At 67.7% G+C, this 22,801-nt stretch carries 19 protein-coding genes, 6 tRNA genes, 1 pseudogene and 1 riboswitch; of the genes and pseudogenes, 9 read left to right on the top strand and 17 right to left on the bottom strand.

Translation table 11 applies throughout. The features are described 5' to 3' along the window. Positions 1–88: 88 nt before the first annotated feature. The 7 genes from ACVWYS_RS11205 to ACVWYS_RS11175 all read right to left on the bottom strand — a co-directional run bounded on the left by ACVWYS_RS11205 (position 89) and on the right by ACVWYS_RS11175 (position 6,824). Complete coding sequence (locus ACVWYS_RS11205) at positions 89–1,447, bottom strand: HRDC domain-containing protein (protein WP_456509742.1); 1,359 nt, start codon at positions 1,445–1,447, stop codon at positions 89–91. Positions 1,448–1,508: 61 nt separating this feature from the next. After that, the gene (locus ACVWYS_RS11200; RefSeq protein WP_344365713.1) at positions 1,509–2,156 is read right to left on the bottom strand and encodes a DUF3000 domain-containing protein; all 648 of its coding nucleotides are present in this window, start codon (positions 2,154–2,156) and stop codon (positions 1,509–1,511) included. A gap of 69 nt (positions 2,157–2,225) precedes the next feature. Then, complete coding sequence (locus ACVWYS_RS11195; protein ID WP_344365745.1) at positions 2,226–3,314, bottom strand: threonine aldolase family protein; 1,089 nt, start codon at positions 3,312–3,314, stop codon at positions 2,226–2,228. A gap of 91 nt (positions 3,315–3,405) precedes the next feature. Further along, entirely contained in the window at positions 3,406–4,188 is a 783-nt protein-coding gene (locus ACVWYS_RS11190) for an SDR family NAD(P)-dependent oxidoreductase (RefSeq protein WP_456509741.1), read from the bottom strand. Further along, entirely contained in the window at positions 4,185–5,594 is a 1,410-nt protein-coding gene (locus tag ACVWYS_RS11185; protein WP_456509740.1) for a DUF6421 family protein, read from the bottom strand. The genes ACVWYS_RS11190 and ACVWYS_RS11185 overlap by 4 nt, the downstream gene beginning before the upstream one ends. Before the next feature lie 208 nt (positions 5,595–5,802). Continuing rightward, positions 5,803–6,321 carry a peptide-methionine (R)-S-oxide reductase MsrB gene (gene msrB / locus ACVWYS_RS11180; protein ID WP_344365719.1) on the bottom strand — a complete coding sequence of 173 codons (519 nt, stop codon included), beginning with the start codon at positions 6,319–6,321 and terminating at the stop codon, positions 5,803–5,805. A gap of 14 nt (positions 6,322–6,335) precedes the next feature. Beyond that, positions 6,336–6,824: a hypothetical protein gene (locus ACVWYS_RS11175; RefSeq protein WP_116768165.1), complete on the bottom strand. Its 489-nt coding sequence runs from the start codon at positions 6,822–6,824 to the stop codon at positions 6,336–6,338. A 226-nt stretch (positions 6,825–7,050) separates the two neighbouring features. Here ACVWYS_RS11175 and ACVWYS_RS11170 point away from each other — a divergent pair, with 226 nt between their 5' ends. Next, positions 7,051–8,409 (top strand): alpha/beta hydrolase family protein, encoded by a 1,359-nt coding sequence (locus ACVWYS_RS11170; protein ID WP_456509739.1) that lies wholly within the window; start codon positions 7,051–7,053, stop codon positions 8,407–8,409. Positions 8,410–8,470: 61 nt separating this feature from the next. On the opposite strand, the gene ybaK is transcribed toward ACVWYS_RS11170, so the two are convergent. Genes ybaK through ACVWYS_RS11155 form a run of 3 tightly spaced genes read right to left on the bottom strand, consistent with a single transcriptional unit; the run spans position 8,471 to position 10,460 of the window. Continuing rightward, positions 8,471–8,968, bottom strand: coding sequence for a Cys-tRNA(Pro) deacylase (ybaK, locus tag ACVWYS_RS11165; RefSeq protein WP_456509738.1), 498 nt, complete (start codon positions 8,966–8,968; stop codon positions 8,471–8,473). A 41-nt stretch (positions 8,969–9,009) separates the two neighbouring features. Beyond that, positions 9,010–9,483, bottom strand: coding sequence for a SufE family protein (locus tag ACVWYS_RS11160; protein WP_344365728.1), 474 nt, complete (start codon positions 9,481–9,483; stop codon positions 9,010–9,012). Positions 9,484–9,542: 59 nt separating this feature from the next. Then, positions 9,543–10,460: a sulfurtransferase gene (locus ACVWYS_RS11155; RefSeq protein WP_456509737.1), complete on the bottom strand. Its 918-nt coding sequence runs from the start codon at positions 10,458–10,460 to the stop codon at positions 9,543–9,545. A 226-nt stretch (positions 10,461–10,686) separates the two neighbouring features. Here ACVWYS_RS11155 and zapE point away from each other — a divergent pair, with 226 nt between their 5' ends. Then, positions 10,687–11,724, top strand: a complete 1,038-nt coding sequence (gene zapE / locus ACVWYS_RS11150) for a cell division protein ZapE (protein WP_116768161.1) — start codon at positions 10,687–10,689, stop codon at positions 11,722–11,724. 289 nt (positions 11,725–12,013) lie between these two features. On the opposite strand, the gene ACVWYS_RS11145 is transcribed toward zapE, so the two are convergent. From ACVWYS_RS11145 to ACVWYS_RS11120, 6 genes are all read right to left on the bottom strand, one after another. Then, positions 12,014–12,283 carry an antitoxin gene (locus ACVWYS_RS11145; protein ID WP_456509736.1) on the bottom strand — a complete coding sequence of 90 codons (270 nt, stop codon included), beginning with the start codon at positions 12,281–12,283 and terminating at the stop codon, positions 12,014–12,016. 225 nt (positions 12,284–12,508) lie between these two features. Then, positions 12,509–12,583 (bottom strand) — tRNA-Val (locus tag ACVWYS_RS11140). 49 nt (positions 12,584–12,632) lie between these two features. Continuing rightward, a tRNA-Gly gene (locus ACVWYS_RS11135) sits at positions 12,633–12,705 on the bottom strand. Between the two features lie 58 nt (positions 12,706–12,763). Beyond that, positions 12,764–12,838: transfer RNA gene (locus ACVWYS_RS11130), tRNA-Val, on the bottom strand. A 39-nt stretch (positions 12,839–12,877) separates the two neighbouring features. Beyond that, positions 12,878–12,948 (bottom strand) — tRNA-Cys (locus tag ACVWYS_RS11125). 46 nt (positions 12,949–12,994) lie between these two features. Further along, a tRNA-Gly gene (locus tag ACVWYS_RS11120) sits at positions 12,995–13,067 on the bottom strand. A 584-nt stretch (positions 13,068–13,651) separates the two neighbouring features. Between ACVWYS_RS11120 and ACVWYS_RS11115 the strand changes: the two genes are divergently transcribed. Both ACVWYS_RS11115 and ACVWYS_RS11110 read left to right on the top strand, forming a co-directional pair. Continuing rightward, a tRNA-Val gene (locus ACVWYS_RS11115) sits at positions 13,652–13,726 on the top strand. An 82-nt stretch (positions 13,727–13,808) separates the two neighbouring features. Beyond that, positions 13,809–14,654: a cytochrome gene (locus ACVWYS_RS11110; protein ID WP_344365735.1), complete on the top strand. Its 846-nt coding sequence runs from the start codon at positions 13,809–13,811 to the stop codon at positions 14,652–14,654. Between the two features lie 781 nt (positions 14,655–15,435). Here the strand turns inward: ACVWYS_RS11110 and ACVWYS_RS11105 are convergent. Then, positions 15,436–17,868: a DUF222 domain-containing protein gene (locus tag ACVWYS_RS11105; RefSeq protein ID WP_456509735.1), complete on the bottom strand. Its 2,433-nt coding sequence runs from the start codon at positions 17,866–17,868 to the stop codon at positions 15,436–15,438. A gap of 530 nt (positions 17,869–18,398) precedes the next feature. Here ACVWYS_RS11105 and def point away from each other — a divergent pair. The 5 genes and pseudogenes from def to ACVWYS_RS11080 all read left to right on the top strand — a co-directional run. Then, on the top strand, positions 18,399–18,971 hold the full coding sequence (gene def / locus ACVWYS_RS11100; RefSeq protein WP_456509734.1) for a peptide deformylase: 573 nt from the start codon (positions 18,399–18,401) through the stop codon (positions 18,969–18,971). After that, positions 18,968–19,888: a methionyl-tRNA formyltransferase gene (gene fmt / locus ACVWYS_RS11095; RefSeq protein WP_456509733.1), complete on the top strand. Its 921-nt coding sequence runs from the start codon at positions 18,968–18,970 to the stop codon at positions 19,886–19,888. Before def ends, fmt begins: the two co-directional genes overlap by 4 nt. Continuing rightward, positions 19,885–21,480: an RsmB/NOP family class I SAM-dependent RNA methyltransferase gene (locus tag ACVWYS_RS11090; RefSeq protein ID WP_456509732.1), complete on the top strand. Its 1,596-nt coding sequence runs from the start codon at positions 19,885–19,887 to the stop codon at positions 21,478–21,480. Before fmt ends, ACVWYS_RS11090 begins: the two co-directional genes overlap by 4 nt. A gap of 140 nt (positions 21,481–21,620) precedes the next feature. Next, a complete protein-coding gene (gene rpe / locus ACVWYS_RS11085) occupies positions 21,621–22,277 on the top strand; it encodes a ribulose-phosphate 3-epimerase (protein ID WP_116767471.1) in 657 nt (218 codons plus the stop codon). Between the two features lie 130 nt (positions 22,278–22,407). Further along, a riboswitch (FMN riboswitch) is annotated at positions 22,408–22,558 on the top strand. Positions 22,559–22,650: 92 nt separating this feature from the next. Continuing rightward, positions 22,651–22,782, top strand: a pseudogene (locus tag ACVWYS_RS11080) (nicotinamide riboside transporter PnuC); the annotation flags it as partial. Positions 22,783–22,801 lie beyond the last annotated feature (19 nt).

Raw genomic sequence — 22,801 nt, 5'->3', positions numbered from 1 at the left:
GGCGACATCATGCATCATGTTACTCGCCAGTAACATAGCTGGCAAGGAGGCGGGGGAGCCGCGTTCGAGGTCTACCGTGAGGGGTGGACTATCCGGCGGAACCGGATGGCACCTCCGCGGCGGCTTTCGGCTCCTTGGCGGGCAGCGGCTCGGGGTGCAGGAAGGCCTCGGTGATGAGCGGAGCGGTGATTTCGATCTGCCACTGGCGTGCTCCGAGGTTCGCGAGCTCCTCGGCCACGCCTTCCTCGCTGAGTTCGGCCGGCGGACGCCATGCGACCCGGCGGAGGTAGTCAGGCGTCAGGAGGTTTTCCACGGGCAGATTCAGTTCCTCGGCCCTGCCCTGAAGCTTGGGGCGGGCCGTGGCAAGCCGCGCGGCGGCCTCAGGGTCCCTGTCCGCCCAGACGCGCGGCGGCGGGGGAGCGTTGGTGGGCAGGTGCAGCGGGGGAAGGTCTTCCAGGGCCCTGGCGGTGGCGATGCAGCGCAGCCAGCGGGGCGCCTCGCGCTGAGCGGCGCGGCCATGGAACCCCTTGGTGCCAAGGAGCTGCGGGACCGTGGTGGGCATGGCCTTGGCGGCGGCGACGAGGGCGGAGTCGGGGATCAGCCGGCCGGGGGCGACGTCGCGCTTCTGGGCCAGGGAATCGCGCTCCAGCCACAGCTCCCTGACCGCGGCCAGCTGGCGGCGGTCCCGGATCTGGTGCAGCCCGGAGGTCTTGCGCCACGGGTCAACGCGCGGCGGGGCCTGTCCGGCCTCAAGGATGGCGGCGAATTCCTGTTCGGCATACTCCAGCTTGCCGTCCGCGACGAGGAGTTCGATGAGTTCCTCGCGCAGCTCGGTGAGTACTTCGACGTCGAGGGCGGCATAGCGCAGCCAAGGTTCCGGCAGCGGTCGGGTGGACCAGTCGGCGGCGGAGTGTTCCTTGGCCAGACCGAAGCCCAGGAGCTGTTCGATCACGGCGGCGAGGCCCACCCGGGGCAGTCCGGCCAGCCGCGCGGCGAGCTCGGTGTCAAATAGCTTGTCCGGCCACATGCCGAGTTCGGACAGGCAGGGGAGGTCCTGGCTGGCGGCGTGCAGGATCCATTCGACGCCGCGCAGGGCGTCATTGATAATGCTCAAGTCCCCGAACGGTTCGGGATCGATCAACCAGGTCCCGGAGCCTTCGCGCCGGATCTGGACGAGGAAGGCGCGCTGGCCGTAGCGGAAGCCCGAGGCCCGTTCCGCATCCACGCCCGCGGGCCCGTGGCCGGCGGCGAGGGCCGCGGCGCAGCGTTCGAGTCCGGACTGGGTTTCGATGACCAGAGGCACGCCGTCACGGGGGGCGTCGAGGTCGATCACTTCAGGGACCAGGCTGTCGAAGCCTTCCACCGTGATGTGGGCTGTGGTGTCAGTGGCCTCTGTCGTATTGTGAACGGCGCCGGCCGTGCTGATTTCCGGATTTTGAGGGGTCATGGTCTCTACAGTTTACCGACAACATGGCGTATAAGGCCGTGACCGTGGCCGAATAAACGCCTCACGCGTGTCCGCGGGGGCGCCGGGGAAGGGGGGTGACACCCTCGGGCAGGGGCGGCAGCCCGGCGAAGGTGCAGACCATGTCCGACCACGCCTCCAGGTGCGAGGTGATGTCCGGGGTGGCGGGGGTCCAGGAAGCCCGGAGTTCGATGTCGATCGAATCCGGCCGGTCCGACAACGTTCCAAAGCTCTCTGAGAGCACCCTGGTGGCCGTGCCGCCGGCGGAGCGGTAGGGCGCCTGGTGGTTGTCCAGCGCCTCGACCAGCCAGGTCCACGCCACCGATCCCAGCAGTTCGTCGTTGCCCATCTCAGGTTCCAGCTGGGCGCGGATGTAGGTGACGATCCGGAACTCCCCGTCCCACACGGCCGAGCCATCGGGATCGTGGAGCAGGATGAAGCGGCCGGTGGCGAGTTCGACGTCGTCGCTGCCGGACGCACGCGCCAAAGCCGCAGCGGCCGGGCCGTGGACCGCACCGCCGGCGGATTCGCCCGGGCCGATCACTTCTGCGCCCAAGGCGACGGCGAACGGTGCCAGCCGCGACGGCGCCGGAATTTCATCCAGGTGAAGTTCGCTGCGGCACCGAGCCTGTCGAAGGGTCCCCAAGGCGAAGAGGAAATCTGCCGGAACCTGATCGAGGGAGCTCACCATGGAAGATTATGCAACGGCTGCGCCCCTGCCCGGCAGGCTCGCCGCCGGACACGGGAAGCAGTGCAGGGCTCAGGCAGCTGCGAGTTCGCGCTTGATGGCCGCAATGAACGAATCAACGTCTTCCTCGGTGGTGTCGAAGGAGCACATCCAGCGGACCTCACGGGCCGCCTCATTCCAGTCGTAGAAGCGGAAGGACGTACGCAGCCGGTCTGCGACACCGGCAGGCAGGATGGCGAAGACGCCGTTGGACTCGGTCTTCTGGCTCAGCGTGACGCCGGGGATCGACTCGACGCCGGCGCGCAGCCGGGTGGCCATGGCGTTGGCGTGCGAGGCCGACCGCAGCCACAGATCCCCCTCGAGCAGGGCAATGAACTGCGCTGACATGAAGCGCATCTTCGAGGCCAGCTGCATGTTCATCTTGCGCAGGTAGATCAGGCCGTGGGCGGCATCCGGGTTCAGCGCGATGACGACCTCACCAAACAGCAGGCCGTTCTTGGTGCCGCCGAAGGAGAGGATGTCCACGCCGGCATCGCGGGTGAAGGCCCGCAGCGGAACGCCGAGGTGCGCGGCGGCGTTGGCCAGCCGGGCGCCGTCCATGTGCAGTTTCATGCCCTTTGAGTGGACATGCTCCGCGATGGCCCGGACCTCCTCCGGGGTGTAGCACGTGCCGAGTTCGGTGGTCTGGGTGATGGAGACGGCCAGGGGCTGGGCGCGGTGCTCATCGCCCCAGCCCCAGGCTTCCTGGTCGATCAGGGCAGGCGTGAGCTTGCCGTCGGTGGTGGGGACCTGCAGGAGCTTGATGCCGCCGATCCGCTCCGGTGCGCCGTTCTCGTCCATGTTGATGTGGGCGGTGGAGGCGCAGATTACGGCACCCCAGCGCGGCAGCAGCGACTGCAGGGACAGGACGTTGGCGCCGGTGCCGTTGAAAACGGGGAAGCACTCGATGCCGTCGCCGAAGTGGTCTTCCATCAGCTTCTGCAGGCGGGCGGTGTACTCGTCCTCGCCGTAGGAGACCTGATGGCCTTCATTGGCGGCAGCCAGGGCCGCGAGGACCTCCGGGTGCACGCCGGAGTAGTTGTCCGAGGCGAAGCCGCGGACGGAGGGATCATGGAGCCGCACCGCAGTGCTGGCAGGGGCAGTTTCAACTGTGCTGGTCATCGCTTTGCTCACGCTTTCAGTCTAAGAGGTCGGCCCGCAAGGGCTAAGTCCGGTCGCTAAGTCCGGAGACGGCGCTAAGTCCGGGGGGAGTTCAGTGGCTGAGCAGCAACCGCTGGCCGTTCAGTTCCCCGGCGGGAGTGCTGAAGAGCCCGACGGCGGCAGCCGCCAGGTCTGCGACGTCCGTGAAACCGGGGAATTTGCGCTCGGGGGCCTTGGCCCGCATCGCAGGGTCAACGAGGGCCTTCACCACGAAGATGACGGCGGCGCTGCTTAGTCCCGTTTTGTCTTGGCCGGTGGCGTGCTGCACTGGGCCGGTTGGCTCGGTGCTTCCTGTGCCGTCGGCCGCGGGCCGGGCCCGTCGAAAGCCGTCCGCGACCGCCAGCGTCCAGGCTTCGGCTGCAGCCTTGGCCGCGGCGTAGCTGGCGCCGCCGGCCGTCGGGGCGCTCACGGCCGTTGAGGACACCATGGCGAAGCGCCCGGTGTCCGAGGCCGCGAGGTCATCGAAGAAGACACGGCTGACGTTCCGCAGCGTGGTGACGGCGTTGCGTTCCAGGAAGTCCCAGTCCTCATCGCTCTGGTCCGTGATGCCTTTCGCGCCGCGCCAGCCGCCCACGAGGTGGATGACGCCGTCGACGCTTCCTGCCAGGCCCGCGACGCTCGACCGCAAGGCGCGGACGTCAGACAGGCTGGCGAGGTCGCAGACAAGCGGCGTGACGCCGCTGCCGGCGTCGGCAGCGGCGGCCTCGATCCGGGCGGCGTCCGAGCCGACGGTGAAGACCGCATGGCCCGCGTCGCGCAGGGCGCGGGCCGTCGCGATTCCCGACGGCCCGCTGCCCCCCGTGACCAGCACGTTCAAAGTGCGTCCGGCACTCATCCGGCGTTCAGGGCCTCGGCGCCGCTGCCGCTGGTTTCTCCGGTGTCAGAAGACCCCGTGATGCCGGCGGTGGATTCAATGACCGGCCGCATCTTCTTCTCGAGGGCCTCGTAGAACATGGAGAGCGGGAACTCGTCGTCCAGGACCTGGTCCGTGAGGCCGCGCGGCGGGCCGGCCAGCGGGAGGGCGTCCGGACCCTTGGCCCAGACCGACGCCGGGTTGGGCGTGACCGTGCCGGAGATGAGTTCGTAGGCGGCGAGCCAGTGGGCCATCTTCGGACGGTCGATCGAGCGCCAGTACAGTTCCTCGATGCGGGCGCCGAGTTCAACCACGACGTCGGCAACTTCGTCCCAGTCGATGCTGAGCTTGCTGTCGGTCCAGTGCAGGACGTGGTGCTGGTGCATCCACGCGAAGAGCAACTGGCCGCCGAGTCCGTCGTAGTTGCGGACGCGGGTTCCGGTGATCGCGAAGCGGAAGATGCGGTCGAAGATCACGGCGTACTGGACGAGCTTGGCGTGACGGCGTGCCTCAGGGTCGGCGTCCTCGTCCTTCTCGATCTTGACCGACTCGCGGAAGGCGGTGAGGTCACAGCGCAGTTCCTCGAGCGAGTAGAGGAAGAACGGCATGCGCTGCTTGATCATGAACGGGTCGAAGGGCAGGTCGCCGCGCATGTGGGTGCGGTCATGGATCAGGTCCCACATGACGAACGTTTCCTGCGTCAGCTTCTGATCCTCCAGCAGTGCTGCCGCGTCGTCGGGAAGCTGCAGCGAGGTGATGTCCGCAGCAGCGCGCAGGACGCGGCGGAAGCGGGCAGCCTCGCGGTCGGCGAAGATCGCGCCCCACGTGAAGGTGGGGGTCTCGCGGACGGCGACGGTCTCGGGGAAGAGCACGGCGGAGTTGGTGTTGTAGCCCGGGGTGAAGTCGAGGAAGCGGATCGGGACGAAGAGCTTGTTGGAGTATTCGCCCTGTTCCAGGCCGCCGATGAACTCGGGCCAGATGACCTCGATCAGCACGGCCTCGACCAGGCGGTTGCTGCTGCCGTTCTGGGTGTACATCGGGAACACGACGAGGTGCTGGAGCCCGTTGACGCGGTGCTGCTGCGGCTGGAAGGCCTGCAGGGAATCCAGGAAGTCCGGCACGCCAAAGCCGCCATCGGCCCAGCGGCCGAAGTCGGTGACGAGCAGTTCAAGGTAGCGGGCGTCGTGCGGGAAGGACGGCGCCAGGGCCGAAATCGCTGCGGTGATGGTTGCGACGTACCCGGCCGCGGCTTCGTGGGCCGTGGGTTCCGGGACGGATCCGTCCTGGATCTGAAGGGCCTGCAGCGCGGTGGCGGCAGCCTTGAGCCGCAGCCATTCCTGGTTGCTGGCCGTGATCTGGGCGGGGGCGGTAAGAGCGGTCGTGGTCATCGTCGACGGTCGCCTTTCTAGTAGCTGTGGTGCGTGTCGCTGGATCTAAATCGAGCGTAGCAAGCAAACAGCAGCTCTAATGCAAAATTGCCTCGAGCATAAGAAAGACTGTGGCAAGTGATTCCGAAAGACTGTTCCAGCGGAAGAAGAGGGAGGGCTGCGGGGCCCGTCGGCGGCGTTTCGGCACCGGCGGGCCCGGCAGGCGGGCTTACTTCCCGGCGTCGTCCGCGGGTACTAGCTTCAGCGAAACGGAGTTGATGCAGTACCGCTGGTCCGTGGGGGTGCCGTAACCCTCGCCGTCGAACACGTGGCCCAGGTGGGAATCGCACGTGGCGCAGCGGACTTCCACCCGGTCCATGCCCATGGTGCGGTCGTGGATATAGCGGACTGTGCCGTCGGCAAGCGGCGCCCAGAAGGACGGCCAGCCGCAGTGCGAGTCGAACTTCTCATTGCTCGTGAAGAGCTCGGTGCCGCACGCCCGGCACTGATACACGCCCCGGGTGTGGGTGTCCCAGTATTCGCCGGTGTAGGGCCGTTCGGTGCCGGCCTGGCGCAGCACCCGGTACTCCTCAGGGGTCAGTTCCTCGCGCCACTGGGCATCCGTCTTTTCGACCGGGTTGTGTTCGACCTGGTTGTGTTCGAGCGGCGTGGTGGCGGTGCCGGCGTCGGGCTCGGCGGAGGGCACTGCCAGGGTCATGGGTTTGGGCCTGTTCTTGAAGATGCTCATAGCCTCAATAACGCTTAGGAGTCCCCGATAAATCCCGAACCGGCGTACAGATGCAGGACGGGCAGGCCCAGCTTGTCCTGTGCCTTGGTGGCCCAGTCGGTGTGGAAGGTGTCGGCGACAGCGTGCGGGCGGGTGATCACCACGGCCTGCCCGGCGCTGAGTTCCTTGACCTTGGCGACCAGGCCATCCACGGCCTTGCCCTCGACGATTTCGCCCGAGACTCCGCCGCCGAGGCCGGCCAAAGCAGCAAGGGACGCTGCCAGGGTGTCGGCGGCTTCGGCCCGCTCCTCGGCGGGGTCGGAATGCGCCGTCAGTTCGCGGAAGGCTTTGGAAACTTCGAGCATGGAAAGGTTTTCCAGGAAATCCACCATCAGGTGCCGCTCGGTATTGGCCGGGACCAGGATCAGCAGGGGCGCATCGCCGCCCGCAATCAGGGTTTCGATGTTGACGCGGTCATCCGCACCGAGGGGCTCTTCTGTCAAAATGACGATTGGATCACTCATGACCCCAGCCTAGTCGCGCTCGTGTCGCCGTGCATGGTTCCGTCCCGGCGCGCATCATGCCGTGTCCCGCTGGCGTGTCTCCGTCGCGTGTCGGCCCGGCCCGTGTGTCCGCTCCGCCGTGTCCCCGCTGGCGGGGAACTGCCTGCGCGGTGCTGCGGGAGCAACCCCCTTCTTCGTGAAGGGCCATAATGCCGTAGTTGTCGGACAGTTCAGTCAGAATGGTGCCATGGCATCCTCCTTGCGCCTCCCGCCGGATCTCTCCCGGACCGCCACACGCGGAGCGGCAACCACTGTTGCCGCAGCCTCCGCAACGGTCCCTGCTCCATCCGCCGCTGCCGGGCCGTCCGGAAGCGCCAAGTGGGCGGTCGGGGGGATCATCGGAGGCAGCGCCGCTGCGGGCGTACTCGCCGCCGGATCATCCGCCCTCGCGCTGTATTTCGCCCGCCGTGTCATCACCCCTGCCAGGTTCCGCGACGCGGACCAGGAAGTGCTGGCCGTGATCCGGGAGGGCCGCGGGCTGCAGGTCATCCTGGCCGCAACCCCGGACGCCACGGTGGACGGGGTGTACGGGTTCTTCTTCGACGGCGGCCGGGGCCACGCGCGGATCGGCCGGATCCTCTCCTACTCGCCGGCCGAACGCACCGTGCTGCGGGAAGTCGAGACCGTCTACAGTGGAGACATTTCCACCGCCCGCCGCGGCTGGTGGAGCGGGGCGGCCTATCCGGATCCGGCCGCCATCGGACTTTCGGCGGACGACGTGCTGATCGACGTCGAGGGCGGAACCGCGCCGGCATGGCTGGTGCGCGCCGTACCGGAGTCGGAAGACACGGTGTCGGACGTCTGGGCGATCATGGTGCACGGGCGCGGCGCCTCACGGCAGGAGGGCCTGAGGGCCGTCCGGACTGCTCGGGACCTGGGCATGCCCAGTCTGCTGATCTCCTACCGCAACGACGGCCTGGCTCCGTCAGCCAGCGACGGGCGCTACGGGCTGGGCTCCACTGAATGGCGCGACGTCGAAGCCGCCATTGACTTTGCCTTGGAGCAGGGCGCCCGCGAGGTCGTCCTGTTCGGCTGGTCGATGGGCGGCGCGATCTGCCTCCAGACGGCCGACCTCTCGCGGCATCGGCAGCTGATCCGGGCGATGGTCTTGGACGCCCCCGTGATCAACTGGGTCAACGTGCTGGCCCACCATGCGGAGCTGAACCGGATCCCGTCGTCGGTGGGGCGGTACGGGCAACTGATGCTCAGCCACCCTCTGGGCCGGCGGCTGACCGGGCTGGCCGCCCCGGTGGACCTCAAGGCGATGGACTGGGTGTCGCGGGCCGTGGAACTGCGGACGCCGACCCTCATTGTGCACAGCGTTGACGACGAATACGTCCCGTATGGGCCCTCCGCCGAGCTGGCTGAGAAGAATCCCGAGATGGTCACGTTCGAGTCCTTCAACACCGCTCGGCACACCAAAGAATGGAATGTGGATCCGGAGCGCTGGGAGCGGCAGGTCATGGCCTGGCTCCGGCAGCAGCTGGCGCCCCGTGTCAATCCCGGGGACCAGGAGCCGGCGGCCGGGCAGTCCACACCGGGCTGACAGATGGCGGCGGTGATTCACGCCAACACTGCCGTGATGTGCCGCGCGATCGCCGGGAGAGTCAGTCGTGCCGGGTGCCGATCCTCGCGGTGCGGGCGGCCGTAAGCCGAATGAGCTCGGCCGGATCCAGTTCGATGTCCAGGCCGCGCCGGCCGCCCGAGACCAGGATGGTCGCCAGCGCCAGGGCACTGTCATCCACCACGGTGGGGGAGGACTGGCGTTGCCCCAGTGGCGAAATGCCGCCGAGCACGTAGCCGGTACGTCGCTGCGCGGCGGCGGGGTCCGCCATTGCGGCCTTCTTGCCGCCCAAGGCCGCAGCCATCGCCTTGAGGTCCAGATTTCCGCTCACGGGCACGACGCCGACGGCGAGCCGGCCGTCGACGTCGACCATCAGGGTCTTGAAGACCCGGGCGGGGTCGATGCCCAACATCTCCGCGGCCTCAAGGCCATAGCTCGCTACGGCAGGATCATGCGCGTAGGGGTGCACGACAAAGGGAACCCCGGCGGCCGCGAGTGCCGCGGTGGCCGGAGTTCCCTGGGATGCCTGTTTTCGGGCCATACCGACTGATTGTCCTTAGCTGATTGTCTAAGCGCCGCAGGTCAGGACTGCGCCGGCGCGTGCTGGGATCCGGAGGCGGCGACTTTGCGCTTGATCCGGCCCAGCATGGCGGTCATTCCGCGCATCCGCAGGGGAGTGATGGCCCGGGTGAGGCCGAGCTGTTCGGGCATATCGTCCGGGACGGCCAGGATTTCCGCAGCGCTGAGGCCGTCGAGTCCTTCATGGAGCACGCCGGCGAAACCGCGGGTAGTGGGGGCTTCCTTGGGCGCCTTGAAGTAGAGCCGGACGCGCTCCGGCGCGCCGCCGTCGGCCGGTTCTGTCTCAATGGTGAGGAAGAGCGGCGTCTGGCACTCCACCACCTGCTCGAGCAGTTCCGGGTGGTCCTGGAGCCGCTCCGGAAGCTCCGGTAGTCCCTGCGAGAACTCAAGGAGCAGTTGAAGCCGCTCGGGTTCAGTCAAGGCCTGGAAGTCGTCAACAATTTCCGCCAGTGCGGCGGGGAGGGCAGAAGTATTCATCACTCCCAGCTTACGCACGAGCGGCAATTGTGTCCCGGTCGCAACCGCCGGCGCCGAACCTAGCGACCGGCCGGGACCGTGCCGCGTTCGGCGCCCTTGACGATCGGGACGCGCACGGCGTTGCCCCATTCGGTCCAGGAGCCGTCGTAGTTGCGTACGGTGTCGAAGCCCAGCAGGTACTTCAGCGCAAACCAGGTGTGGCTGGACCGCTCGCCAATCCGGCAGTACGCCACGACGTCGTCGCCTTCCTTGAGCCCGGCCTCGCCCAGGTACAGGGCCTCGAGCTCGCTGCGGTCGCGGTAGGTGCCGTCCTCGGCGGCTGCGCGGGCCCAGGGGATGGAGGCCGCGGTGGGGATGTGCCCGCCGCGCAGGGCGCCTTCCTCCGGGTAGGCCGGCATGTGGGTGCGCTGGCCGGTGTATTCCTCAGCGGAGCGGACATCGATCAGCGGCTTGCCGAAGTGGGCAAGGACGTCCTCCTTGAAGGCGCGGATCGGGGCATCGTTGCGTTCCACCACGGGGTAGGTCCCCGGAGCCGGAACCGTGGTTTCGGTGGTGAGGGCACGGCCCTCGGTGATCCACTTGTCGCGGCCCCCGTCCAGGAGCCGGACGTCCTCGTGGCCGAACAGGGTAAAGACCCACAGGGCGTATGCGGCCCACCAGTTGGACTTGTCGCCGTAGATGACTACGGTGCTGTCCCGGGAAATTCCCTTGGCCGCGGCCAGGGCGGCGAAGGCTTCACCGTCAATGTAGTCGCGCGTGACCTCGTCGTTGAGATCCGTGTGCCAGTCGATCTTGACGGCGCCGGGGATGTGGCCGGTTTCGTACAGCAGCACGTCCTCGTCCGACTCGACCACCACGAGCTTGCCGCCGTCGAGCGCGCCGGCATCAATTGCAGCGGCGAGCCAGTCGGTGGATACCAGGCGCTCGGGGTGTGCGTACGCGGCGAACTTTTCGTTCTGCTCAACGGGGTAGGACATGGTGATGGCCTTTCACTGAAACGGTCAGGAGGCCGGGCGCGGAAAAGAGTGCGCGGCGCCAGCCTGTTACAACACTAGTCACGGCCCCGCGGGAATGCTCCACCGGGTTCACACGGGGAAATGTGGTCTTGCTCACGCCGGCCGCCCGTTCGCATCCGCGCACACGGGGCGGCCTTCCCTTGCCGGTATTCTTGCTGGGGACAAGAGACCAGCAGAACGGACCACCTTGGTACACATCGAACAGCTCGCCGCCCGCACGCCGGCAGTTTCCGTGGACGAACTCCTCAATGGGTTCTATCCTTCGCCGCGGTTTGGTGAGGTGTCGTTTTCGAGCTACCGTCCCGACCCCGCCCAGCCCAGCCAGGCGCACGCGGTCCACGCCCTTCAGCACTTCGCCGCTGGTGTGGGCGCGCGCGACGGCGATGGCCTGTTCAAGCGGCTCTTCGGCAAGAAGGACACCTCCCGGGCGGGGATCTACCTCGACGGCGGATTCGGCGTCGGCAAGACCCACCTGCTGGCATCGCTGTGGCACGCCGCCCCCGGCCCCAAGGCCTTTGGCACCTTCGTCGAGTACACCAACCTCGTCGGCGCGCTGTCGTTCCGCAAGACCGTGGAGGCCCTGAGTCACTACAAGCTCGTGTGCATCGATGAGTTTGAGCTCGACGATCCGGGCGACACCGTGCTGATGTCCCGGCTCATGCGCGAACTCGCCGACGCGGGCGTCAAGCTCGCCGCGACGTCGAACACCCTACCGGGTTCACTCGGCGACGGACGCTTTGCCGCCGTCGACTTCCAGCGCGAAATCCAGGTGCTCGCAGACCAGTTCGACGTCGTAAGGATTGACGGCGAGGACTTCCGCCACCGCGGCCTGCCGGCAGCGCCCGCTCCGCTGCGCAATGATGACCTGACCCACCACATGCAGGCCGAATTCGACGGCAAGACCGTGGCCCGCGACGAGTTCAGCACCCTGATCAACCATCTGGCCGGCGTGCACCCGAGCCGCTACCGCCAGTTGCTGGACGGGATCGAAGGCGTCGTGTGGAAGAACGTGCACACGATCACCGAGCAAGCCGTGGCACTGCGGTTCGTGGTGTTGGCAGACCGGCTGTACGACAAGGACGTGCCCATCCTGGCCAGCGGCGTGCCGTTCGACAAGCTCTTCACCGAGGAAATGATGACCGGCGGGTACATGAAGAAGTACTTCCGCGCCGTTTCCCGGCTTACCGCGCTTGCCCGTGAGGGCCAGAACCACGAACCGTCTTAGCCCCCAATCGGCTTAGTCGAGGACAGGCGTAGGCGTGGACCCGCCTGGGCCGGTATCGTCTCGAGTCTGAACCGTCCGCAGCCGGAACGCGGCGACGTGGTGACACTCCGACGTCGAAACCCCGCCAAGGCGAACCCCTCCACGCAAAGCAACGCGGAGTCACTTCGAGCCCATCCTGAGCTTCCGGATGGGCTCGAAGATCCCCGCGTTGCTTCGTTCGGCGTCGTTAAACGCCGAAGGTGCCGGCGCCGCCTCTCGGCGGGACCGACACCTCGCTGACGTACCTGGGTCAGAGGCCCTGCTGCCGGGTTTCCCCGGCTACAGGAGGCTCATCCGCGACGAGGGGCCGCTCGACGACAGGGGCCGTGGTCGGCCTGTCATCTGCTTGATCCACGAAGTCGGAAGCACCCTTCTGCACTGCATCGACCTTGTCGGCGTACTTGCCGTCGGTCTTCGTGTCGACGAAATCGCCGGCCTTTTCGATGCCGTCCTTGATGGCCTGTTCGTTGCCACCAATGACGTGCTGAGCCTTGCCCTTCAGATCGTCAAGTAAACCCACGGGCACCTCCCTTCGGTCGCGGAGCCAGATCGCTCCTCCGGCTTCCGATACTAACGGCCCGTAGGGGTCATGCCAAGAGTCAGCCCGTTCTCGGGGAACTCCTGTCAAGGGCCTTGTGGCCCGGTCCGGCAGGGCCCGCCCAGATCAACGCCCGATACCGATAATCCAGCTAACATCCAGGACGCACAAGGGCACGAAAAAAGCAGCTCCAGGGGAGCTGCTTGATGGTGGGCGATACTGGGATCGAACCAGTGACCTCTTCCGTGTCAGGGAAGCGCGCTACCGCTGCGCCAATCGCCCGCAACCGGAAGAATCCGGAGTGGATTTGTGTCAATCATTTACACAAGAGAGCGGACGACGAGATTCGAACTCGCGACATCCACCTTGGCAAGGTGGTGCTCTACCAGCTGAGCTACGTCCGCAATATGAAGTCCATGCCGGCTTGGCCGGTGGTACTGCATCAAGCAAGTTACCTTGCTTTGGTGGGCGATACTGGGATCGAACCAGTGACCTCTTCCGTGTCAGGGAAGCGCGCTACCGCTGCGCCAATCGCCCATTTCATCCGGCCTAAACCGGAAACCATGGTTTTCACCGAGGTGGGTACGGGATTCGAACCCGTGTATACGGCTTTGCAGGCCGCTGCCTCGCCTCTCGGCCAACCCACCGTGTAAGCAGGATTCCGAAGAACCTTTGCCGTGACAGTGTCCTGCGAGCGGACGACGAGATTCGAACTCGCGACATCCACCTTGGCAAGGTGGTGCTCTACCAGCTGAGCTACGTCCGCATTATTGGGGTGCATTTCCTTGCCGCATTCGGCATTTCCTCGCGTTCCAACGAGTAAGAACTCTATAGGAGGTTCTGGGAATCTACAAATCGAGGCCCGATGGCCCCGACTCAATGGCCCTACTTCCTTGATTTCTAGGGAATTTTACGAATTACAGGGCTGTAATTAGCTTCGCAGGCATGCCGTGGCGGCGATGGAAGGCGGTCCACCGTTTGGGCTCGGGCTTGGGCTTGGAGTCTCCGGGTTGGGAATTGGGTGGGCGGCTGCGTGCTCGTGGGGGACTCCGTGCCTGGAATCCGGGTGTGGGTCCCAGGGTCTAGGGGGACCCGGCGTGCGGAGTTTCAGGGTGCAGGGGGACCCGGCGTCCGGGGCCCGGGCTGGTAAGGCGACGCTGCAGTCGGGGAGTAAAGGCTCGCCTGTGCTGGGGACGCGTTGCTGGGAGCCGGGTGAGGTGCTGCTCGCGCGGGCAGTGGTCTGGCGTAGTGGCCGACCCTTGGTAACGACGGGCGTGACCCCGGTCGAGGGGTCGTCATCGGCGCCGATTTCTAAAATCCGGCCGGGTGGGCTAGCATTCAATGTCGTTGGGGCGATTGGCGCAGTGGTAGCGCGCTTCGTTCACACCGAAGAGGTCACTGGTTCGAACCCAGTATCGCCCACCAACGAAATGGTCCGTTCCGCTGACATGCGGGGCGGGCCATTTTGCTTTTCATCGTTGTCCGACCCCCGTGAAAGAGTCTTTACATGACTGCTCCACTCCTCGCCCACGCCACTGACTATGGCCGGATGTACGCACGCTCCACATCGGCACAATTCTCCGTCCCGTCAATCACTACGGTGATTGGCCAACAGCCCCATGGACTCGATGGCTGGTTCGGCTACATGGGGGCCAACAGCCTTGCCCAGGATCCCGAACTTCCCGGCATTCTGGGGAGCCCAGGCAAGCTGCGGCAGGCAGTCAGCCGGGCAGCCAAGGCAGCGGAGAGCTACCGGGACGAGGCCGCCAAGCGCGGCGACCGGGTCCACAACTACTGTGAGCAGGTTGCGCTGCGCGCGCTCGGCCGGCCGCACCAGATGAAGGAAACCCGCGAAGCCCTCGCCGCCAATGGTGAGGAAGCCTTCGCTGCGCGATTCGATGAATGGTGGGAGCTCTTCCAGGTTGAACCCATCGCCCCAGAGATTACGGTGTGGAACAAGACGGTCGGCTATGCCGGCACCCTGGACCTCGTGGCGAAGATCAACGGCCGGACCTGTCTCATCGATTACAAGACCAAGGGCACCAGCCGGGACGGCACCGTCAAACCGCTCGATGACAAGGTCGTGATGCAGCTCGTCGCCGGTATGAAGGCGGAAGAAAGCCTCGTGGATCCCGTGGCGGGGGAGTGGGAAGCATGGCAGCACGGCGAATCGCCGATCCTCCTGGCTGTGGCAGTAGGCGAGACGGAAGTCCGTCCGCAGCGGGCCAATCCCGACGTCCTGAAACACCACTGGTGGAAATTCTGCGCTCTGCGCCGCGTCTGGGAAATGTCTGCCGACACGGCCACTGCCGGGGCGGCACTGCTCCCGCTCGCGCCTCCCGTGAAGCGCTGAGCCGGCGCTGCTGAGCCGGAGCCTGAGCCCGAGCTCTCTCGGGCTAACTCTTCCTGTCGGGGCACCCCCATGCAGAAGTAGCTCATGGCTCGCCGCCGTGTCACTGCCCCGGCTCCAGCACAGCGCCAGCAACTGCCACCGCCGGTAATTTGCCCGCTGGGGCGCGGGGTCGCATGACATGTTGCCTTGCGTGGCAAAGATGGCATTTGCGGAAGTCTCCCGCGCGCTGGCGTCGTTCCGGCGCCCTCTTGGCTGGGAAACCGCAGTCGCATCCCGGTTTGCTGTCGAATAGCTGCGATGACGTGTTGTTGATGTTTTGTCGGGATGCCGAAACCTAACCGCCGGGCGGGATGCCGTTGTCATCAGGGCTTGCGATTTCACCGCGCGCACCTTGGCCCGGGTGATGCAGCCAATGCCCCAGACTGCCGTAGTGGAACCTGGCCAACTGCCCGGGATGCCGCGCGGGCGTCCGTCAGACGGCCGTAACCGGGAGCCGCCTTCGCTGCCCGGCTACCGCGACCGCCTGGTCTGCGATTACGTGGTCGTAACTCGGCCCGGGTAACGCCGTGACTGATCCTGCTCGCCGTCGTGCGGCAGTGCCAAGAAGCCGTGGCCACCGCGGACGGCAGCCGTGCTGTCGTTACCCCTTGGTGTGCGATCACGTGGTGGCACGTTGGCCTGTATAACGCCGTCGCTGCCCGAATCACGCCGTGATTGCCGGGTCCGTGATGACACGGCTGGCATTATCGCCGCGATGAGGCCGTCTCTGTCCGGGTTGCGGTTATGCGGCCTGGGCGGGTCGGGCGGGTGTGAAGTAGTGGTTGCGGCGGGGTTTTTGGCCGGGGTCGATGTGGGGTGGCGGGATGAACCAGGGGACCCCGGTCCGGACCCGGATGGTCCACGCTTCTTTGTGGATCAGGTGGTGGTGATGGGAACAGAGCAGGGTTCCGTTGTCCGTGCCCGTGGTCCCGCCGCGGGACCAGTAGGTGATGTGGTGCGCTTCGCACCAGGGCGCGGGGATGGTGCAGCCGGGAAAGGCGCAGCCGAGGTCCCGGGCGATGAGGGCTTTGCGGAGGTGGGGCGGGAAGATCCGGGACGCGCGGCCGATGTCCAGGATCCGTCCCTCACCCCCGAGCAGGACGGGGATGATGTCGGCGTCGCAGGCGATCTTCCTTACCGTGGAGGCGGTGACGGGTCCGGTGAACAGCAGCGCACCCGTTTCCCGCACCGCCCCCGCGGGCCGGAACGCCCCACCGGCCGTTTCCTGACCTTCTGCCGGGCCAGTCTGGGCGTCGGGGGTGGTGCCGAGCCGGGTCAGCAGGTCCCGGTAGTCGATGGTGACCATGACCTGGGGCCGGAGCCCGCCCGCGGCGGGCAGGCCCCCGGTGGCGAGGGCGATCCCGCAGGCACCGACCAGGCCGTCCAGCAGCCGCTGGGCCCGGGACCGGGGATCCAGCCCGGCTGCCCCCGGATCCTCCTCGCACACCGGCTGCCCCGCTGCTGCGGGGGCGTCGTCCGGAACGGCATGATTCCCCACGGCGGGAGCCTGAGCCGGGGCCGGGGAGGCAGCCTGGGCATCCGCAAGAGTCGACACACCGCCGGCCCGGGCATCACAGGCCCACACGCCGGCCCCGGCACCCGTGACCGGCCACTCACTGCCGTCACCGGCCGCGTCGACGGGTCCGAGGGTCGAACGCTCGCCGGCGGGAGTGCCGACGACCCAGCCTTGACCGTCGGACAGGCTGGGAGCCCACCCCACGGCGAAGGAAGCTCCGGCGGGCTCGGCGCCCCAGTCAGCAGAAGCGGCGGCACCGGAGGTGGCATCAACCGCCCAGCCGTGACCGGCGGCCGTCTCTGCACCGGAGGCCCATCGATCAGCGGCCGTACCGGTGGCGGAGCCATCATGGGCCCCGGCTCCGGCGGCCCAGCCATCAGCGGCGGCACCAGTGGCGGAGTCCTCAGCGCCGGCCGTGGGGCCCTCAGAAGCGGCGCCGGCGGCCGATACCTCAGAGGCGGCGGCTTTCGTGGGCCCGGCGGCGTGTGTGTTTGTGGTGCGGGGGTTGGTGCCGGTGTTCATGACGGTGAGGAGGTACTCGAACTGTTCGGTGGTCGCGAAAATCTCAAGATGGTGCAGGCCGTGGCGCCGGCGCCGGATGAAGGCGCCCTGCAGCTGGCGCAGCAGCTCCTCGGAGGGCTCGGCACCGTCCTGATCCAGCGCATCCGCCCAGCCCCGGGCCACCCGGGCCAGGAAGTCCGCGTCGTTCTCCGCGGCCGTGCGCGTCAGGGCCTGCTCCATCCGCGCCAACGCCCCGACGTCACAGACGTGCCGGACCTTCTCCAGCGCCGCAGTGATGATCGTCGCGGCCCGCGACGCGACCTCCCCGGACGCGACCGCCGCACCGAGCTCCGCGTGCACGGCCGGGACGGGCTGGCCGGTGAGTCCCCGGCGGGGCAACAGATTCCAGGCCAGGGAGAGCCTGCGTTTAGCCTCCGGCGCGCTGATCCGCAGCCGCGCCCGGAGGAACTCCGCCGTGTTCCGATACCCGTCATCGACCACCGCCGCGTCACCGGCCGCATCCGACGGCACACCCTCCCCGGACAGCGCATCGGGCGAAGCCGCAGCACCGGGCGCTGTCACGCCCGTGAGGGCGTCGGGCGAAGCTGCGGAACCGGGCACACCGTCGATCCCACCGTCGATCCCACCGTTGATTCCGCCGTCGATTCCGCCGTCGATCCCGTCATCGGCCACAGCACCACTCACCGCGCCGGACGGTGCGCCACCGGCGGCCGCGGTGCCGGCGGCCGCGGTGCCGGGGGCGTCGTCGCGCCAGCCCGTCGTCCACGACGTGCCCGCCCCCGCCGCCGTCCTCGCCCCCGCCCCGGCTGCCGCGGCGGACTGCTTCCGGGTCCGGTCCACCGCACCGGCCGCCACCAGCTGCAAAAACTCCGCCCGGCGCGAGAGCTTCTCCACCCGCCCGGCGAAGTCCGCCGCGGCCCGGAAATCCCACGACGCCGCATCCTGAAGCGCCGTCGACCCCACAGCCTCCAACGCGGCCAGGGCAACATCCACACCCGACCGCCCGGCCGGACCCGAACCGGCACATGCGCCGCGGTCCGTGCCGGGATCCGCGCCGCAGCCTGCAGCGCGACCGGTGCACCGATCCGTGCCCTGCCCGTCGTCCCCGAGCGGAATGAAATCCCTGGCGGCTTCCATGACACCAGTCTCCTCCGGGGGTCTGACATTCTTAGCGCGAAGCAGGAGTGATGAACTGAGGGCGGTTTCAGATTTTCGGAGCTACGTCCTGCGGCCGCTTTCAGGGGACGGCGGTCGCCCCTGAGGCCGTTTTCCGTCTACCGTCGGGCCCCAAACGTGAAGACACATGCTGATCTCATTTGACGCCCCAAATGAAGCGAGAGGTCCGGCGCTGCGAGCCTTATAGGCGTGCGCTGCGAACCGTGCGGACCCTACAGGCCGGCCCCACAGCCCGGCCGTCCGGCGCGGCGAACACTGCAGCCCGGCCGTGCGGGCCGGCGCCGCGACCGCTGCGGACAGGCCCTGCGGACACGCCGTGTGGTCCGGCGGCCCGGTCCCCGCGAACCGAACGCCGGCGTTCCACCAGCCCGGCGCACGCGGATCCCCGCACTCGACTCCCCGGACGCCTATCCGGCTGAAGTCCAGGACTCTACGGAGTGCAACTAAACTGGACTGGATCCCTAGCTGCCCACCGTGAGGAAAGACTGCACATGGCCATTTTGAATATCCGCATCATCGGCGATCCTGTGTTGCGCACAGTCGCCGATCCCGTGACGGAATTCGGGCCTGAACTGGCAAAGCTGGTCGCTGACATGACCGAAACCATGGAGGACGTGGAGGGCGCAGGCCTGGCCGCCCCCCAGGTCGGCGTGAGCCAGCGCGTCTTCACGTACCGGATCGGTGGCGTTGAGGGTCACATCATCAACCCCGTGCTGGAAAACAGCGAGGACTTCCAGCCGGACCAGGTCGAAGGGTGCCTGTCCATCCCGGGCCTCGGCTTCCCCGTTCGGCGGCACCGGCATACCCGCGTGACCGGCGTGGACCTCCACGGCAATCCCGTCACTGTGGAGGGCGAAGGCATGCTGGCGCGCTGCTTCCAGCATGAGACCGACCACCTGGACGGCATCCTCTATACGGATCGGCTCGAGGGCGACGACCGCAAGGCCGCCCTGCGCGCCATCCGCAATGCCAACTACGACGCCATTACCGAACAGACAACAACGAAGCGCGCGAAGACGGTCGGGACGAGCTTTGGCGGGTCCAGCTTCGGAATCACCCCGTGAGGGTTCTTTTCGCGGGGACCCCGGCTGTCGCGGTCCCGTCCCTGGACGCCCTGATCGAGGCCGGGTTCGACGTCGTCGCCGTCCTCACGCGCCCGGACGCCCCGCTGGGCCGCAAACGGATACTGACGCCGTCACCCGTGGCAGCCCGGGCCGCCGAGCTCGGGATCGAGATCATCCACGCCGCCAAGGTGGACGCCGAGGTCACTGCCCGCATTGCCGCCGTTGCGCCCGACGTCGCGGCCATTGTTGCGTACGGCGGCCTGATTCCCCGTGCGGCCCTGGAAGTTCCGCGCCACGGCTGGGTGAACCTGCACTTTTCCCTGCTGCCGGCCTGGCGTGGAGCCGCCCCTGTGCAGCGCGCTGTCATTGCAGGGGACGACGTCACGGGCGCAGTCACCTTCCGTCTTGAGGAGGGGCTGGACACCGGACCCGTGTTCGGCACGCTCACCGAAACGGTGCACCCCGGCGATACCGCCGGCGCCCTGCTCGAACGGCTGTCCCGTAGTGGCGCGATCCTGCTGGCCCAGACCCTGTCCGCCATCGACGCCGGCAAATCCGTCGCGCTGCCGCAGCAGGGCGAGGTCAGCCTGGCCCCCAAACTCAGCCTCGAGGATGGCCGGCTTGACTGGCGGCAGCCTGCGTTGGCGATCGGGAGGAGGGCCCGCGGGGTGACGCCCGAGCCCGGCGCCTGGACCATGCTGGAGGGCCAGCGGATCAAGCTCGAGCCGGTGCTGCCCGCGCCGGAAGCTTCCGCGCTCCCGCCCGGACAGCTGGCCATGGACGGCAAACGCGTCGTGGTGGGCACGGGCTCGCACCCGGTGGAATTGACCCGGATCCAGCCTGCGGGCAAGAAAATGATGGCCGCCGCTGATTGGGCGCGCGGACAGGCAACACTTGAAAGCGTGGTATTCGAATGAGCGAGTCCGGAACCAGCGGCAGCGGCCGCGGCAGGGGCCACCAGCCCGGCGGCCAGGGCGGCGGCCAGTCCGGCTCCCAGCCAGGCGGCCAGGGTGGTGCCCGCGGCGGCAGCCGGCGGAACGCCCAAGGCCGGGAACGCAACCGCGGCCCGCAGCGCGGCTTCACCGAGAGTGCTCCCTCGCAGCGCACCCGCCGGGCCGACCCGGCCCGGCTAGTAGCCTTCGAAGTGCTCCGTGCCGTGGAAGCCGAGGACGCCTACGCGAACCTCGTGCTGCCCGCCCGGATCCGGCACCACGGACTGGATAAGCGCGACGCCGGTTTTGCCACCGAGCTCAGCTACGGCGCTCTCCGCGGCCAGGGTACATACGACGCCATCCTGGCGCGCTGCGTCGACCGGCCGCTGGACCAGTTGGACCCGGCAATCCTGGATGCCCTGCGGATTGGCGCGCACCAGCTGCTCGCGATGCGGGTGCCCGCCCACGCCGCCCTGGACCAGACCGTGGGGCTGGCCCGCGCCGTGATCGGGGCCGGCCCGTCGGCCCTGATCAATGCGGTGCTGCGCAAGGTCTCGGCCCGCACGCTCGAAGAATGGCTCGACCTGCTCCTCAGTACCGAGACCGATCCCACCACGATCGCGTCCATCCGCTACGCCCACCCGGAGTGGATCGTGCGCGCACTGCGCCAATCGCTCGTGGCCCACGGCCGGCCGGCCACTGAGATCGATGAGCTTCTCGAAGCCGACAACGCCGCGCCCGTGGTGAACCTCGTGGCGCTGCCCGGCGTCGGCAGCCTGGACGAGGCCCTGGAAGGCGGGGCCACTCCGGGCGAGCTCGTGGAGGGATCCGCGCTGTCCAGCGGTGGTGACCTCGGCCGGCTCGCCTCGGTTCGTGACGGCAGTACCCGCGTCCAGGACGTCGGTTCGCAGCTCGTGGCCCGCGCCATGGCCGCTGTCGATCTCGGCGCGGAAGCCGCGCAGGGTAGCGAAGGCGCGGGGGAGCGCTGGCTCGATCTGTGCGCCGGCCCCGGCGGCAAGGCTGCCCTTCTCGGTGCCCTCGCGCGGCAGCGGGGTGCCCACCTGCTGGCCAACGAATTTGCTCCGCACCGGGCCAAACTGGTCCGCCAGGCCCTGTCCGCTGTGCCTCGGGACGCCTGGGAGGTCAGGACCGGAGATGGCCGGGACCTCGGCACCGAGCAGCCGGAGTCCTTCGACCGGGTCCTCGTCGACGTCCCGTGCACCGGTCTGGGGGCCCTGCGCCGCCGCCCGGAGTCGCGATGGCGGCGCACGCCCAAGGACCTCGTGGACTTGGGCCCGCTGCAGCGCCAGCTGCTCAACTCCGCTATCGACGCCGTCAAGCCCGGCGGCGTGGTGGCGTACGTGACGTGTTCGCCGCACCCGGCGGAGACGACCGCCGTCGTCAGTGACGCCCTGCGTAAGCGGGAGGACCTCGAACTCATCGACGCCGGCGCCGCGCTGGACAGCGTCAGCCTCACCGGCCACCTTGAGGCCGGGAACGAGCTCACCGCCCAGCTCTGGCCCCACGTGCACCACACAGACGCCATGTTCCTGGCCCTCATCCACAAGAAAGCCTGAACGCCGGGCGATACTTGCCCATAGCCCCGTTCCGCAGGACATGCCCGTTGGACTGAATTTTGGCAGGACCGATTTTCAGCAGAACGGCATGTCCGCACAGCGACTTTCCATCAGACCGATAGACCGACAAGGAATCCCGCATGACCAAGTGCTGCATCAACCCGAGTATCCTGTCCGCCGACTTCGCCAACCTCGAGGCGGAGCTGAGCCGGATCAGCAACGCGGATGCCGTGCACGTCGATGTCATGGACAACCACTTCGTGCCCAACCTCTCGCTGGGCCTGCCCGTGGTGCAGCGGTTGCAGGAAATCAGCCCCATCCCGCTGGACGCGCACCTGATGATCGAGCACGCCGACCGCTGGGCCCCTGCCTACGCCGACGCCGGCGTGGCGTCCGTGACGTTCCACGCCGAGGCCTCGATTGCCCCTATCAAGCTGGCGCGCGAACTGCGGGCACGCGGGTCCAAGGCAGGGCTTGCGCTCCGGCCGGGGACCGGCGTCGAACCGTTCCTGGACATGCTCGGCGAACTCGACATGCTGCTGATCATGACCGTGGAGCCTGGCTTCGGCGGCCAGGAGTTCCTGGACCTGACCCTGCCGAAAATCCGGCGTGCCCGGGCCGCGATCGACCGCTCGGGCCTCAAGGTGGCTTTGCAGGTGGACGGCGGCATCACCGCGGACACGATTTTCCGGGCCGCCGAGGCCGGAGCAGACGTCTTCGTGGCCGGCTCGGCCGTGTACGGCGCAACTGACCCCGCGGACGCAATCGAACGGCTCAGGGTTGCCGGCAGCCGCTGAGGACGGCCCGGGCCGGGCAGCGGCGCGGGGCGGTACGGGGCCGGACTGCCGTAAAGATTACTCGGACCGTAATGTACGCGGCCGGGAATAGCCGGAGACTAGCCCGGGTTGTGTCAGAATAACAACACACATACGTGCTCCGGGGTCGGTGTAAGTCCGAACCGGCGGTGATAGTCCGCGACCCGCGCGCCAGTGCCTCTCTTCGGAAAGGTGCCGGCAGACGGTTGAATCGGTGAAATTCCGATACCGACAGTTAAAGTCTGGATGAGAGAAGCACGTACAGCTGTTACTGCGGCGCCCAGACGGCGCCGCATAATTGTGCTGTCGTATACCCCCGGAGCCATCGCGGTTCTAGAGGGAAGGAACGACACACATGAACTTTCTGCGATGGCTCTTCCAAGCACAGGTCCCGGTAATCGGATCTGTCCTGATTCTTTGTGAAGTGCCTGGCAACATCTCTGGGCTGGCCCCGGCCCTCGGCGGCATGCGCCGCCGGGTATGGGCAGCCTCTAAGATGACCGTCT

The sequence above is a fragment of the Arthrobacter sp. TE12231 genome (assembly GCF_054062895.1).
This window is presented reverse-complemented; position numbering and strand designations above follow the sequence as displayed.